The organism is Streptomyces sp. NPDC013317 (genome assembly GCF_055563155.1).
The window spans coordinates 280,840-294,584 of sequence record NZ_JBVHDX010000010.1; the positions used below are offsets into that span (position 1 = coordinate 280,840).

A 13,745-nucleotide genomic window follows, 5' to 3' on the forward strand; every position below is an offset into this window, starting at 1 on the left:
GAAGGGCGGTGCGGGCGCAGGCTCGAAGGGCGGTGCGGGCGACGGCTCAGATGCCGAGGATCAGGACCACCCCCGAGACCAGGGCGAAGACCAGCACGAAGAGTCGCATCCGCCGTGCGTCCAGGCGGTGGTGCACCAGCTTGCTCAGCCACGCCCCCACCGCGATCGCGGGCAGCAGCGCCGCCGCCCGCGCGAGGTCGGCGGGGTCCCCCTCCCCCGTCGCGAACAGCAGGATCAGCGAGGCGACTTCACCCACGAGGAAGCACGCGGCGACGGTGGAGCGCAGCTCGGCCGGGGGCCGGTGCTGGTAGACCAGCGCAAGCGGCGGACCGCCGACCCCCGTCGCGGTCTCCGTCAGACCGGTCACCGCACCCGCGCCCACGTAGGCGGCCCTGCCGGGGGTGAACGCCGGCGCGGCCAGGCTGGCCACGGCGGCGAGCACGGTGGCGACGCCCACGAAGAGGCCGAGGCTCCGGTCCGGGATCAGCCAGAGCAGCGCCAGTCCGCCGGGGGTGGCGGCGAGCCGCGCGCCCGTGATCCAGCGGGCGCCCCGCAGGTCGAGCGAGGCCCGTTCGCGCCAGACGACGTACGCGTTGAGCGGGATCATCGTCGCCAGGACGAACACCGGGAGGAGACCGGGGTCGAGGATGCCCGCCACCGGAGCGACGATCAGGGCGAAGCCGAGCCCGCTGCCGCCCTGGACGAACGCGGCGACGGCGACGGTGACGGCGAGCACCGCCAGGGTCTCCGCGCTCACCGCGCGGTGCTCCGTTCCCGTGCCGTCGTGGAGGTGGGGTGTACGCGGGTGATGGCGGCCTTTCCCACGGCGGCGCGGGCCAGTTCGACCGCCCGGCTCACGAGGGCGGGGCCGTCCCAGTCGACGGGCCGGCCGCACCACAGGCGCAGTCGGCCCGCGACGAACACGGCGCTGATCTGGTCGCGATTGCCGCGTCGTACGAGCTCCCAGGGCAGGTCCCAGGAGAGCGCGAGCTCGGGGTTGGTGACGTCGACGAGGAGGAAGTCGGCGGCGAGGCCCTCGGCGATCGCGCCGGTCCGCGCGCCGAGCCCGACGGCGTCGGCGCCCCGGCGCGTGGCGTGCTCCAGCCAGGTCCAGCCGGCGCCGCAGGACGAGTCGCCGGTGACCAGGCCGTACGCGAGTCGCTGGGCGAACTCGGCAGCCTCGGCGAGGCGGAAGCCGTCGCCCCGCGTGCCGTCCGTGCCCAGTCCGAAGCGGACCCCGCGTTCGGCCATGGCGGTGGCGGGAGCGACTGCGTTGCCCTTCCAGGCGCTGGCGACGGGGTTGTAGCTGACCGCCGTACCGGTGTCGGCGAGCAGGGTGAGCTCGCGCGGGGTGAGGAGGGTGGCGTGCGCGGCGAGCAACTGGGGTCCCAGAGCGCCGATGTGGTGGAGGTGTTCGAGGGGGCGCAGTCCGTGTCGCACGAGAGAGCGCTCGACGCCTGCGAGGTGCTCGTTGACGTGGATCTGGACGACGGCCCCGGCCTCGGCGGCGAGGCGGGCCGTGCCGCGGAGGGTCTCCTCGGTGGCGGCCTCGGGGATGGAGACGGCGAGGGAGGGGTGGACGAGCGGATCGCCCTCGTAGCGCGCGAGATGCTTCTCGGCACCGTCCAGGACGGACGGGTTCCCGGTGTCGGCGTCGTTGCAGACGAGCCCGAGCACGCAGCGGATGCCGGCGTCGCGGGCGGCGGACGCGATCACCTCGACGTCGACGTCGGCGCGGGTCCCGGCGTCGGCGACGGTGGTGAAGCCGCCGCGGAGGGCCTCGTACGCGGCCAACTTGGCTGCCACGTAGGCCGATTCCTCGTCGAGGGAGCCTTCGAGCGGTACCCACACCCGGCGGAAGATCTCCGACGGTTCGCCGAAGGCGAGCGCGGAACCGAAGCTCTGCGTGAGGTGGTGGTGGGCGTCGACGAAGCCGGGCATGAGGACGTGGCCGGAGAGGCGCACGGGGTCGAGGTGCGGGTGCGTGCGTACCAGATCCTCCGTGGGCCCCACGGCCCGGAAGACACCGTCGGCGACGACGGCCGCGTGGCCCTCGGCCGGGCCTTCGGGCAGCAGGACGGCGTCCGGTACGAGGAGGAGCGGGCCGGGGCCGTGGAGGAGGTCGCGCGTGAGCGGGTTCATCGGTCGCTTTCCGTACGGGAGGTGTCGCTCGGGTGGGCGGTGGTCGGGGTGGCGGGGGCCATGCGGGCCGTGACGCTCGGCCGGACGTGGTGGAAGAGGATGTTGAGGACGGCGGCCACGAACGCGCCGACGGCGACGCCGCTTTCGAGGAGGATGCGGACGTTCGGCGGGAAGCCGCCGTACACACCCGGGACGAGGATCGGCAGCAGGCCGAGCGCCAGGGCCACGGCGCAGACGAAGGTGCTCGTGTGCCTGTCGAGGTCGGAACGGCCGAGCATCTGGACGCCCAGCACGGTGATCACGGCGAACACGACCATCGCGGTGCCGCCGACGACCGCGGACGGGATGACACTGATCGCACGGGTCACGGGCGCCAGGAAGCCGATGACGACGAGGACGGCGCCGGCCGCGGCGGTCACGTAACGGCTGCGGACCCCGGTGACGCGGACGATCCCGATGTTCTCGCCGCTGGTGACCATGAGCGGGAGCCCGAAGAAGCCGCCGAAGAGCGAGGTGAGCGCGTCGCCGCGGACGGTCTTGGGGACGTCGGTGCGCTTGTCGATCTCCTTGCCGACGGCCTCGGCGTTGATCACCGTCTGTCCGGTCGCCTCCGCCATGGAGGCGAGGCTGTAGAGCATCAGGGGCAGGGCGGCGACCAGGTTGAACTGGGGTGAGCCGAAGGGCATCAGCTGCGGCAGGGTGAACAGACCGCCGTCGGCGGCGCGGCCGAGGTCGACGGCGCCGAGAGCCGCGGCGAGAGCGGTGCCGGCGAGCAGTCCGAGCATGACGGCGAGTTGGCGCAGGATGCCGCTGAAGAGCAGGTAGAAGGCGACGGTGAAGCCGATGGTGGCCATGCCGAGGCCGAGGTTGAGCGGGTCGGCGAAGCCGGGCTGGCCCGGTCGTCCGGTGACGAGGACCGCACCGACCTTCACCAGGTTGACGCCGACGATGACGATCATCGTGCCGATGACGAGGGCCGGGAAGAACGCCAGCAGCCGCGAGAAGACCGGCAGCACGACGAAGTAGAAGGCCGCGGTGAGGATCACGGCTCCGGTGGCCGTGCGCAGCCCGTGCTGTTCGGCGATGGCGAGGAAGAGGATGAGCGGCGCCCCGCCCGGAAGCATCACGAACGGCAGCCGGGGGCCGAACTTCCAGGGGCCGAGCGACTGGATCAGCGATCCCACTCCGGAGAGCACGAAGGCCGCGGAGAGCAGATTGACGGTCAGACCGGGGTCGAGGCGGAGGGTCGCGCTCATCAGGAAGATCGCCGAGATGGGGGTGGCTGCCATGACGAGGACGTGCTGGATCCCGAAGAGCAGAATCCGGCCGAGGGGGCGGGACTCGTCCACGGGATGGGGCCGGGGCTCGGTCTGGGACGGGGGCTGGGCATGGGGCTGGAACTGGTCGTGCGTCTGGGTCTGGGGTTGCGGTGGGTTCGTGCGGGGACTGGACACGTTCGGGCTCCGTTCGGGCGTCGTTGCACGCTCGGATTTCAGCCGCGATCCGGCCCTGGACGGAGAGCCAAATCGATTTGGCCAAATCGATTTGGCCGCCAGTATCGAAGGGCTGTGGAGGAGCGTCAAGGGGTACGACGAGAGAGCGCCGCCCGCCCCGACCCCGGGCGAGCGGCGCTCCTCGGTACGGCGACCGTGTCAGTGCGTAGGCGCCGCAGGCGGTGCGGCCTCCACCGGAACGGCCGAACCCGCCTTGATTCGAAGGTGGTTGAAGTTGAGCTTCAGCGCGACGGCGACGATGCGGCCGGTGGAGATGCCGGAGCCGAGCACGGTCGGATGCCCGCCATCGGCAGGCTGCCGCCGCCACCAGCATCCGGCCCGGTTCAGCGGCGGTGCCACTCCTCCGCGAGGAGGCGGTAGGAGCGGACCCGGTCGGCATGGGAGTGGGTGATGGTGGTGATGATCAGCTCGTCCGCGCCCGTCGCCTCCTGAAGCTGTTCGAGCTGGTCGGCGACCCGCCCCGGGGAGCCGGTGAACTGGGTGTCGACACGGTCGGCGACCAGCGTCAGGTCCTCCTCCGTCCAGGCGTGGTCGAGGGCTTCGTCCGGGGTCGGGAAGGGGATGGCGCCCTCCCCCGTTCGGATGCTGCGGACCCACAGGCCGTAGCCGGTGGCCAGCTCGCGGGCGGTCTCGTCGTCCTCGGCGACGACGACGTCCGCGGAGACGCTGACGTACGGCTTCTCCAGGTCGTCGGAGGGCTGGAACGCGGCGCGGTAGCCCTCGGCGGCCTCCAGTACGGTCGCCGGGCTGACGTGGTAATTGGTCGCGAAGCGGAGGCCGTTGCGGCCCGCGACGTCGGCGCTCGGGCCGCCGCTGCTGCCGAGGATCCACACCTGCACCTCGGCGCCCTCACCGGGGACGGCGTGCGCTTCGAGTCCGTCCGCCGAGCGGTAGTCGCCGCGCAGGAGCGCGAGGATGTCCTCCACCTGCTCGCCGTACTCCTGGGGGCGGGCACCGGGCTGGTGCAGCAGCTGGTGCTGGAGGAGGAGGCGCGGCGAGGCGACCAGGTTCTCGAAGGAGAACCGCGGAGGAATCCTGAGCCCGTTGGGGGTCCGCCCGTCGACGACCGGCGTGGTGGTCGGCCGGGGCTCCTGCGCCGGTCCCGGGGGCCTGCCGCCCGAGCGGCCGAGGCCCAGGTCCAGGCGCCCGGGGTGCAGGGCGTCGATCAGCCCGAACTCCTCGACGGTGGACAGGGCGGTGCGGTGACCGAGCTGTACGGCCCCCGATCCGATCCTGATCGTGGAGGTCGCGGAGGCGGTCAGGGCCAGGACGACCGCCGGAGAGGCCCCGGCCACACCGGGGTTGAGGTGGTGCTCGGCGAACCAGTACCGGCTGTAGCCGAACCGCTCGGCCTGCCGCGCGAGGTCGACGGTGTTGCGGAGCGCCTCGGCCGCGGTCGAGCCGGACGAGATCGGGACGAGGTCGAGGACCCCGAGCGGGATGCGGGACATGGTCGGGTGCTCCTCAGCGGTCGGTCGGGGTTGCCTGCGTCGAAGGGTTCGGAGGCGTGGAACCTCGGGGCGTGGCGCGGGCCCGCGGTCGTGGGACCTGGGGGCGTGAGCCTGCGGTCGTGGGGCCCGGGGGCGTGGGCCTGCGGTCGTGGGGCCCGGGGGCGTGGGCCTGCGGTCGTGGGGCCCGGGGGCGTGGGCCTGCGGTCGTGGGACCTGGGGGCGTGAGCCTGCGGTCGTGGGACCTGGGGGGCGTAGGACCCGAGGTCGAGTGGCCTGGGGTCGTGGAACCTGGGGTCGCGGGCCCGTGGCAGTGGGCCCCGTGGTCGCGGGCCCGCGGTCGCGGGACCTCGGGCCAAGTGGCTCTGCCCGGAAGGGCGTTGTGGTGGCGATCGGCTCCGCGCTGTGCCGTTCACCTTCGTGCCGCTCCCGCGAGTCGGGCGGTGGCACGGCGGCCGGCGGGGCTGCCGAGCCCGAGCAGCCCGCGCAGGGTGTCCGCCTCGTAGGCGCGCCGGAAGGCGTCGCGGCGCTGGAGTTCCGGCACCACGTCCCGGGTGATCCGCTCCAGGTCGTGGGTGACCTCCCCGGGGCGCAGCCGGAAGCCGGTCAGGCCGGCCGCGCGCCACTCCAGGAGCAGATCCGCCAGTCGGCCGGGGGTGCCCGTGAAGACCGTGGCGTCGCCGGTGTACGCCTCACCCGCGCCGCCTTCGAGGCGGGCCCGGCGGTCCTCGGCCTCCTCGGGGTCGCCGTCCAGGAACACGACAAGGTCGCCGAAGACGTGCAGCGGCTCCGCCGCGCGCCCGGCCGCCGCCTGGGCCGTACGTATCCCGGCGACAGCGCCGCGCATATGGTCGGTGTCGCGCGGGGTGACGTACCCGATGTCGGCGGCGCGGCCCACGAGCCGGTACGCCACACCGCCGTGGGCCGGCGTGCTCACGACGGGCTGTCCTTGCGGCGGCCGGGGCGTGACCGACGCGTCCACCACGCCGAAGCGCCTGCCCACGAGGCCGAGATGGTGGGGTCGGGGGCGACCTCCGGAACTCCCGGTGCGAACGTCCCGCGCGTCCGCGGCCTCCGCCCCGCTGTCCCACGTCCGGCGTACGACCTCCACGTGGTGGGCGGCCTCGTCGAAGAGCTCGGCCGTCAGCACCCGGCCCCCCGGGGTGTCGCGGTCCACGGCCCGCAGCCCGGAGAACGTACGGCGGCCGACCTGCGCCGTCTCGATCCGCCGTGCCGACACCTGGACGCGCAGGCCCGCGCGACCGCCGCTCACGTGGTCGAGGGTGGCGATCGCCCTGGCCACGTGGAACGCCTCGGTGTGGGTGGCGACCACCGTCGGCACCAGGCCGATGTGCCGGGTCTGCCGGGCGACCCGGGCGGCGACGAGCACCGCGTCCAGGCGGCCCCGCGGGTCGATCGTGACGAAGTCGAGCAGGCCGCGCTCGGCCTCGGCCACGAGGTCGGCCCAGCGGCCGGGCTCGCGCCACGCGGGGTGCCGACCCGCACCGTCGAGCGCGACGGCGAGGTGGAGGTGCGGCGGCGGGGCCGGGGAGGACGCGGGTGTGGGGGCGGAGGGTGCGGACACGGAGTCGGTGCCTTCCTGGTCGACGGTACGAGGCGGGGGTGCGGGCCGCACGGCGCGGACGGGCCGCACGGCTGAAGGCGGGCCGACGGCCGCTCAGCCGGTGGCCGCCAGAAGGGCCGTTCGGCGGTGGGCGAGGGCGTCGGAGAAGCGGTCGACGACCTGGCCGAGGCCCTCGGCCGCGCCCGGAGCGACGGTCAGGACGCCGTCGCCGCCGACCGTGAGGTCCTTGTCGAGCGTGAACCAGCCCTGGACGATGTGCGCGGCGCCCATGGAGCTGAGGACCGGGCGGAGCGCGTAGTCGATCGCCAGGACGTGCGCCGTGGTTCCGCCGGTCGCCAGCGGGAGGACGACCTTGCCCGCGAGCGCGTACTGGGGAAGCAGGTCGAGCAGGGACTTCAGCAGCCCCGAGTAGGCCGCCTTGTAGACGGGCGTGCCGATGACGACCCCGTCGGCCCGGTCGAAGAGCGCGGCCGCCTCGACGATCGCCGGGTGCGCGAAGTCGGCACCGAGCAGCGCGTCGGCGGGAAGGGTACGGACGTCCAGCGGGACGACCTCGTGCCCCTGGGCGGCGAGGCGCGCGTCCAGGTGGCGCAGGAGTCGGGCGGTACGGGAGGTGGCGGAGGGACTTCCGGAGACGGAGAGGACGGTGGCCATGTCGGATCCTTCGGGAGCGTGAGCAGGCGTCGGTCGGCGGTCGTGCGGGCGTCGGTCGGCGGTCGTGCGGGCGTCAGCCGGCGGTCCTGGGGAGGCCGGGCGGGTTGATCTCGGAGGTGGGCACGGCCTCGTCGGAGAGGCCCCAGCGCTTCAGCACCTCGGCGTACGTGCCGTTCTCGATGACCTCGTCGAGCGCGGCGGCGAGCGGCTCGACGAGGCCGCTGTCCTTCTTGGTGGTGGCGGCGATGAGGCCCTGGAGGGTGGCCCCCGCCCCGGAGTAGGTGCCGACGACCTCGGTCTTCCCTGTGGTGGCCGCGTGGTAGGCGGCGGTGGGGTTCGGCCCGAGGTAGAGGTCGATCCGGCCGGACTGGAGGGCGAGATAGGTGTCGCTGTCGTTCTGGTAGTACGCGATGTCGACCGGCTTCCGGCCGGCCCTCTCGTTCTCCCTGCTCCACTCCACGAGCAGCTTCTCCTGGTTGGTGCCGCTGCTCACGGCGACCTTCCTGCCCGCCACGTCCTCGGGCCCGGCGACCTTCAGACCGCTGCCCTTCTTCGCCTCGAAGCCCAGGTTGTCCTCGCGGTAGGTGGCGAAGTCGTACTTCTCCTTGCGCTCCTCGGTGACGGTGATGTTGCTGAAGCCGACGTCGTACTTGGCGCTGTCGAGGCCGACGAAGATGTTCTCCCAGGAGACGGTGTTGATGTGGAGTTCGAGGCCGAGGACGTCGGCGACGAGAGAGGCGAGGTCGGTCTCGACGCCGATGACGGTCTTGTTGTCGGTGGCGTAGAAGGTCAGCGGCGCGGCGGAGCCGGAGGAGTCGACGATCTCCAGGGTGCCTCTCTCGCGGATCTTCTCCGGGACCTTCGCCGCTATCGAGTCGACCTTGGGCGTGGTCACGCGGTTCTGGTCCGGGCTCAGGTTGATCTTCGTCGTGGCGCCCGACGCGGCCGCGACCTCGGTCGTACCGCCGTCGGTGGGGTTTCCGCAGCCCGCGAGGGCGAGGGTGAGGGCCAGTCCGAGGGCCGCGGCGGCCGTCGTGGTGGTGCGGCGCGTGAGCGGGGTGGGCATGGGTGCTCCTTGCGTGCCGGAGAGGCGAGTGAGGAAGGGGGCGGAGGAGGGAGAGGCGGGGGAAGAACGGGGCAGGGGAAGGACGGATCAGAGGACCTTGGAAAGAAAGGCTCGGGTGCGTTCGTGCCGAGGGGCGTCGAGTACGGCCCCGGGCGGGCCCTGCTCCACCACGGCGCCGTCGTCCATGAAGACCACGGTGTCGGCGACCTCGCGGGCGAAGCCGATCTCGTGGGTCACGACGATCATGGTGGTGCCGGAGCGGGCCAAGTCCTTGATGACGTCCAGGACTTCGCCGACGAGCTCGGGGTCGAGCGCCGAGGTGGGCTCGTCGAAGAGCAGCACCTTCGGTTCGAGGGCGAGCGCGCGGGCGATGGCCACGCGCTGCTGCTGGCCGCCGGAGAGCTGCCGCGGAAAGGCGTCGGCCCTGTCCCCGAGACCGACCCGGGCGAGCAGTCGCCGTGCGGTCTCCTCGGCCTCCTCGCGGGGCCGGCGCAGCGCGGAGACCGGCGCCTCGACGAGGTTGCCCAGCACGGTCAGATGCGGGAAGAGGTTGAAGTTCTGGAAGACGAACCCGATGTGGGTGCGCTGCTTCAGTACGTCCCGCTCCCTCAGCTCGTACAGCTTCCCGCCCGAGCGGCGGTAGCCGATGAGCTCGCCGTCGACGGCGATCCACCCCCGGTCGGCCTTCTCCAGCTGATTGACGGTCCGCAGCAGCGTGGACTTCCCCGAGCCGGACGGGCCGAGGACGACCGTGACCTCACCGGCTCGCACCCGCAGGTCGATACCGCGCAGCACCTCCTGCGAACCGAAGCTCTTGTGGACGCCGCGGACGTCCACCATCACCTGACCGACGCCGTTCCCCTCAGGCCGTTCGCGCACGCCGCTCATCGGCCGCCTCGCAAAGGCTCCAGGGGGACGACGGCCCGGTCGCGCCGGGCCGCGCGGGCGGGAAGATCGCGCACATCGCGGACGAGTCGACGTGCGCGCTGGAACGGTGTCGGCGGCGGGGTGCGGTCGCTCCCCCGGGCGAAGCGGCGCTCCACCCAGTACTGGGCGACCGACAGCAGCGAGGTGAGGAGCACGTACCAGGCGGTGGCGACCAGCAGCAGCGGGATCACACGGCCGTTGCGGCCGTAGATCACCTGCACCTGGTAGAACAGCTCGCCGATCGCCATCACGTAGACCACCGAGGTGCCCTTCAGCATGCCGATGATCTCGTTGCCGGCGGTGGGGAGGATGGCGCGCATGGCCTGGGGGAGCACGATGCGCCGGATCTGCCGCGACCGCGGGATGCCCAGCGCGGCGGCGGCCTCCAGCTGCCCGTGGTCGACGGCGATGACGCCGCCCCTCACGATCTCGGCGGCGTAAGCGGCCTGATGCAGTGTCAGTCCGATGATCGCGGCGCCCATGGTGCCGATCAGGCTGTTGCTGTCGACGGACCAGAGCACCGGGCCGAACGGGATCCCGACGCCCAGCCTCTCGTAGAGGGCGCTGAGATTGAACCAGAACACCAGCTGGACGATCATCGGGATGGACCGGAAGATCCAGATGTAGGTCCAGGCGACGGTCCGGAGCACCGGGCTGCGCGAGAGCCGCATGAAGGCGAGGGCGGTGCCCAGGAGGAAGCCGAGGGCGGTGGCATAGGCGGTGAGCTGGAGGGTGACCCACACGGCCCGGACGATGGTCTCGGACAGGAAGTAGGCACGGAAGACGTCCCATTCCCAGACCGGGTTGGTCGCGAGGCCGTGGCCGAACTGGGCGACCAGTACGGCGACGGCGACGGCCGCGGCCCAGCGGGCGTAGTGGCGGACGGGGACGACCTGGAGGCCGTCCGTGTCCCGGCCGTCGTCCGGCAGGTGCTTCTCGAACGGCAGGCGCTTCTCGAACGGCAGCAGGCGCAGGGTCGCCGGATCGGCGGCGGTGTCGAAGAGCGGGGTGTAGCCGGCGGCCAGGTAGAGCCCATGGGCCTCGGGCTGGCGCGGACCGGTGGTCAGGAAGATCCGCCGGTATCCGCGGGCGCCCGCCTCCCGCTCCAGCTCCGCGACCACCCGGCGGCCCAGTCCGCGCCGCCGGTGGGCGGAGTGCGTCCAGATCCTCTTGAGCTCCGCGGTGTCGGGGTCGTACCGGCGGAAGGCACCGCCCGCGACGGGCTCACCGCCCTCCAGGAGGAGGAGCAGGGTCCCGCCGTACGGCTCGGTGAACTCCTCGTCCGGGTAGGCGGCGAGTTCGGTGTGGGCGTCCGTCCCGTAGCGGGCGGCGTACTCGTCGCCGAGTTCCCGCAGCAGCGGCTCGACGCGCGGGTCGGTCACGGGGACGCGGACGACCGTCAACGGCTCTCGGGAGGCGCGTGGTCGGGTGACGGAGCTCATCCGCTCACCGTCGCGAGGGTCTGGCGGTCACCTCGGGGCGCGCGCTCCGCGTCGCGCCTGGCGACCTCCTCGCGCACGATCGGGATCACGTACCGGCCGAAGTCGATCGCGTCGTCCAACAGGTCGTAGCCGCGGGCGGAGAGGATGTCGACGCCGAGGTCGTAGTAGTCGAGCAGGGCCTGGGCGACCGTCTCCGGCGTGCCGACCAGGGCGTTCGAGTTGCCCGCGCCGCCGGTCGCCGCGGCCGTCGGGGTCCACAGGGCACGGTCGTAGCGCTCGCCCGCCTCGGCGATGGCGATCAGCCGCTGCGAGCCGGTGTTCTGCGGGGCGTCCCCGCGGTGGTGCCGTACGAGCCCCTCCGCGCGCCGCGCCCTGATGGCCCCGACCGTGCGCCGGGCCTTCTCCCAGGCCAGTTCCTCGGTCGGCGCGATGATCGGGCGGAACGCCACCTGGATGCGCGGTACGTCGGTCCGACCGGCGGCCTTGGCGGCGGCCTTCACCGCCTCGATCTGGGCGGCGGTCTCCGCCAGGGGCTCGCCCCAGAGGCAGTAGATGTCCGCCTCGGCGCCGCCGGCGGCGTACGCGGCGGGCGAGGAACCGCCGAACGACACGTCGGGGCGCGGCTGCCGGAACGGGAAGACGTCGCTGACGAAGTCGTGGAAGCGGTAGTGCTCGCCCTCGTGGTCGAAGGGCTCGTGGGTGGTCCAGATCCTCTTGACGATCCCGATGTACTCACGGGTGCGGGCGTAGCGCTCGTCCTTGGTGAGGGTGTCTCCCTCGCGGCCCTGCTCGTGGTCGCTGCCGCCGGTGATGAAGTGGACGGTCAGCCGGCCCCCGCTGATCTGGTCGAGGGTGGCGAAGGTCTTCGCGGCGAAGGTCGGGTACGAGACGTTGGGGCGGTGGGCCAGCAGGATCTGGAGCCGGTCCAGGCGGCTCGCGATGTACGCGGCGGCCGGCGCGGGGTCCGGTGATCCGGAACCGTAGGCGAACAGCACCCGGTCCCAGCCGTGCTCCTCGTGTGCCCGGGCGAGCCGGAGCGTGTACTCCTTGTCGAAGGCGGCACCGGAGCGCGCGGTGGTCTCGGAGCCGTCGTGGGTGGCGGCGATGCCAAGGAATTCCACTGGCATGGGAGTTGGCCTTTCCTCAGGTCCTGGGGGTCCGGGGGCCCTGGGACGTCAGGGCCTCGTGGGCGGGCGCGGGGCGGCGTGCGGGCGCGCCGGAGCGGCCCGGGGCGCGGCCGGCCGCGCCGGCGCTTCAGGGTGTGCGGAGGGTGAGCAGCGGTGAGGGCGGTGGGGTGCGGGCCCCGGCCCGGATGGTGCGGCGACGGCGCGTCACGTCATGCGGGACTCTCCGTACACGAACGCGCGACGGTCGGCACGGCGCGCCTGTGCGACGGTGCTACGAGGAGAGGGAACGGCCCGCGACGGGGGCACCGGTGGAGGGAGGGGCCGTTCGGGCGGCCCGCTGCCGCGTCAGCCGCGACACGCCGCGGACCACACACGACAGAAGTCGATGTGGTGGCGGGTGGACAGGCGCTGATCGGCATCCATGCGACCCATTGAGCAGTACATCGCGCCGCCCGTCAACCATCGCCCGGCCTACGGGGCCGAGTTGGTCGGATCGTTAGCGTGGCCGACACAAACGGGCGCCGGCGGACGGCGGTCCGGGCCACCCGCCCCACCCGCGTCCGCGGGACGGTGCGGGATACTGCCCCCATGCGGATCTCAGCCAGGGCGGACTACGCGGTACGCGCCGCACTGCAACTCGCCGTGTCGCGGTCGGACGAGCCTCTGAAGACGGAGGCGATCGCCGAGGCGCAGGACATCCCGCACAAGTTTCTCGAAGGCATCCTGAACGACATGCGCCGGGGCGGTCTCGTCCTCAGCCGGCGGGGCGGCAACGGCGGCTACCGGCTCGCCAAGCCCGCCGAGTCCATCAGCATCGCGGACGTCATACGGGTCGTGGACGGCCCGCTCGTCTCGGTACGCGGGGTCCGGCCACCGGATCTGTCCTACACGGGCTCCGCCGAGTCGCTGCTCCCGCTCTGGGTGGCACTGCGCTCCAATGTGCGCGAGATCCTCGAAGGGGTGTCGCTCGCCGACGTCGCGTCAGCCGAACTGCCTGCGGAGATCTCGGCGTTGGCCACGGCACCGGACGCCTGGGTCAACCCCTGACCAAGCCGGTCACCCGCCACCCAGTTCCACATTCCGAGACATCCCCGTCCGGAATATGAAATCCCTCTTGGGGTACCGGCGACCTTCTGCCACGATCCCTATCAACCAGGTAGGAGAACTAGGGATCAGGAGGGTGGCACATGACGGCCCTGCACACGTTCGATCGCGACGACCGCCGCTCGCCCCTGCTGACCTCCCGTCGCCACATCGATCTCGGCCGTACGTCCAGCGCTCTCTGTCGGCCCGCCTGAGGCGTGAACCGCCCGCCTCAGGCCGCCGCCCGCCCGAGGCGTGAACCATCCGTCTCAGGCCGTCCGTCCGCACCTTCCTGATCACCCAGCCCCTGAGAGGACACCTCCGTGTCTGCCGCCAGACCGCTCACCACCACCCTGCGCAACGTCGCCGCCATCACCGCGCTCCCCCTGCTGATCGCCTCGTGCGGCTACGGCTCCGACGCCAAGAGCGACGAGAAGAAGGTGGCCGCCGAGGGCGCGAAGCTCTCGGCCGACACGGTCCGGCTCGGCTACTTCCCGAACCTGACCCACGCCACCGCCCTGGTGGGCGACGAGGAAGGCATCATCCAGAAGGAGCTGGGCGGAACCCAGCTGAAGGTCGCCACCTTCAACGCCGGCCCCTCCGAGATCGAGGCCCTCAACGCCGGCTCCATCGACATCGGCTTCATCGGCCCCTCCCCCTCCATCAACGGCTACACCAAGTCGAAGGGGAAGAACCTCCGCATCATCTCCGGATCCGCCTCCGGCGGCGTGAAGCTCGTCGTGAACCCGGAGAAGAT

Annotated in this window: 14 protein-coding genes and 1 pseudogene; 3 read left to right on the forward strand and 12 right to left on the reverse strand. The window is 72.5% G+C overall.

Annotated features, from left to right (window positions below):
• Nucleotides 1–46 precede the first annotated feature (46 nt).
• The 12 genes and pseudogenes from ACZ3IJ_RS25840 to ACZ3IJ_RS25895 form a co-directional block, all read right to left on the reverse strand.
• Nucleotides 47–757 (reverse strand): sulfite exporter TauE/SafE family protein, encoded by a 711-nt coding sequence (locus ACZ3IJ_RS25840; protein ID WP_467471880.1) that lies wholly within the window; start codon nucleotides 755–757, stop codon nucleotides 47–49.
• Nucleotides 754–2,142 carry an amidohydrolase family protein gene (locus ACZ3IJ_RS25845; RefSeq protein ID WP_467471882.1) on the reverse strand — a complete coding sequence of 463 codons (1,389 nt, stop codon included), beginning with the start codon at nucleotides 2,140–2,142 and terminating at the stop codon, nucleotides 754–756. The genes ACZ3IJ_RS25840 and ACZ3IJ_RS25845 overlap by 4 nt, the downstream gene beginning before the upstream one ends.
• Complete coding sequence (locus tag ACZ3IJ_RS25850; protein ID WP_467471920.1) at nucleotides 2,139–3,491, reverse strand: uracil-xanthine permease family protein; 1,353 nt, start codon at nucleotides 3,489–3,491, stop codon at nucleotides 2,139–2,141. Before ACZ3IJ_RS25850 ends, ACZ3IJ_RS25845 begins: the two co-directional genes overlap by 4 nt.
• A gap of 303 nt (nucleotides 3,492–3,794) precedes the next feature.
• A complete protein-coding gene (locus ACZ3IJ_RS25855; protein ID WP_467471884.1) occupies nucleotides 3,795–3,995 on the reverse strand; it encodes a hypothetical protein in 201 nt (66 codons plus the stop codon).
• Nucleotides 3,980–5,107: an LLM class flavin-dependent oxidoreductase gene (locus ACZ3IJ_RS25860; RefSeq protein WP_467471885.1), complete on the reverse strand. Its 1,128-nt coding sequence runs from the start codon at nucleotides 5,105–5,107 to the stop codon at nucleotides 3,980–3,982. The genes ACZ3IJ_RS25855 and ACZ3IJ_RS25860 overlap by 16 nt, the downstream gene beginning before the upstream one ends.
• A gap of 409 nt (nucleotides 5,108–5,516) precedes the next feature.
• Nucleotides 5,517–6,689: an LLM class flavin-dependent oxidoreductase gene (locus ACZ3IJ_RS25865; protein ID WP_467471887.1), complete on the reverse strand. Its 1,173-nt coding sequence runs from the start codon at nucleotides 6,687–6,689 to the stop codon at nucleotides 5,517–5,519.
• A gap of 93 nt (nucleotides 6,690–6,782) precedes the next feature.
• The gene (gene ssuE, locus ACZ3IJ_RS25870) at nucleotides 6,783–7,343 is read right to left on the reverse strand and encodes an NADPH-dependent FMN reductase (protein WP_391796989.1); all 561 of its coding nucleotides are present in this window, start codon (nucleotides 7,341–7,343) and stop codon (nucleotides 6,783–6,785) included.
• A gap of 73 nt (nucleotides 7,344–7,416) precedes the next feature.
• Nucleotides 7,417–8,409 (reverse strand): ABC transporter substrate-binding protein, encoded by a 993-nt coding sequence (locus ACZ3IJ_RS25875; protein ID WP_467471889.1) that lies wholly within the window; start codon nucleotides 8,407–8,409, stop codon nucleotides 7,417–7,419.
• 87 nt (nucleotides 8,410–8,496) lie between these two features.
• Complete coding sequence (locus tag ACZ3IJ_RS25880) at nucleotides 8,497–9,249, reverse strand: amino acid ABC transporter ATP-binding protein (RefSeq protein ID WP_467471922.1); 753 nt, start codon at nucleotides 9,247–9,249, stop codon at nucleotides 8,497–8,499.
• A 44-nt stretch (nucleotides 9,250–9,293) separates the two neighbouring features.
• Nucleotides 9,294–10,283, reverse strand: a complete 990-nt coding sequence (locus tag ACZ3IJ_RS25885; RefSeq protein WP_467471924.1) for an amino acid ABC transporter permease — start codon at nucleotides 10,281–10,283, stop codon at nucleotides 9,294–9,296.
• A 66-nt stretch (nucleotides 10,284–10,349) separates the two neighbouring features.
• Nucleotides 10,350–10,778, reverse strand: a pseudogene (locus ACZ3IJ_RS25890) (GNAT family N-acetyltransferase); the annotation flags it as partial.
• Nucleotides 10,775–11,905, reverse strand: coding sequence for an LLM class flavin-dependent oxidoreductase (locus ACZ3IJ_RS25895; protein ID WP_467471890.1), 1,131 nt, complete (start codon nucleotides 11,903–11,905; stop codon nucleotides 10,775–10,777). The gene ACZ3IJ_RS25895 and the pseudogene ACZ3IJ_RS25890, both read right to left, overlap by 4 nt.
• 588 nt (nucleotides 11,906–12,493) lie before the next feature.
• On the opposite strand from ACZ3IJ_RS25895, the gene ACZ3IJ_RS25900 reads away from it, so the two are divergent.
• The 3 genes from ACZ3IJ_RS25900 to ACZ3IJ_RS25910 all read left to right on the forward strand — a co-directional run.
• Nucleotides 12,494–12,952 carry an RrF2 family transcriptional regulator gene (locus ACZ3IJ_RS25900; protein WP_467471891.1) on the forward strand — a complete coding sequence of 153 codons (459 nt, stop codon included), beginning with the start codon at nucleotides 12,494–12,496 and terminating at the stop codon, nucleotides 12,950–12,952.
• A 140-nt stretch (nucleotides 12,953–13,092) separates the two neighbouring features.
• A complete protein-coding gene (locus tag ACZ3IJ_RS25905) occupies nucleotides 13,093–13,203 on the forward strand; it encodes a putative leader peptide (RefSeq protein WP_467471893.1) in 111 nt (36 codons plus the stop codon).
• A gap of 108 nt (nucleotides 13,204–13,311) precedes the next feature.
• On the forward strand, nucleotides 13,312–13,745 hold a 434-nt coding region (locus ACZ3IJ_RS25910), incomplete at its 3' end, for an ABC transporter substrate-binding protein (RefSeq protein ID WP_467471894.1).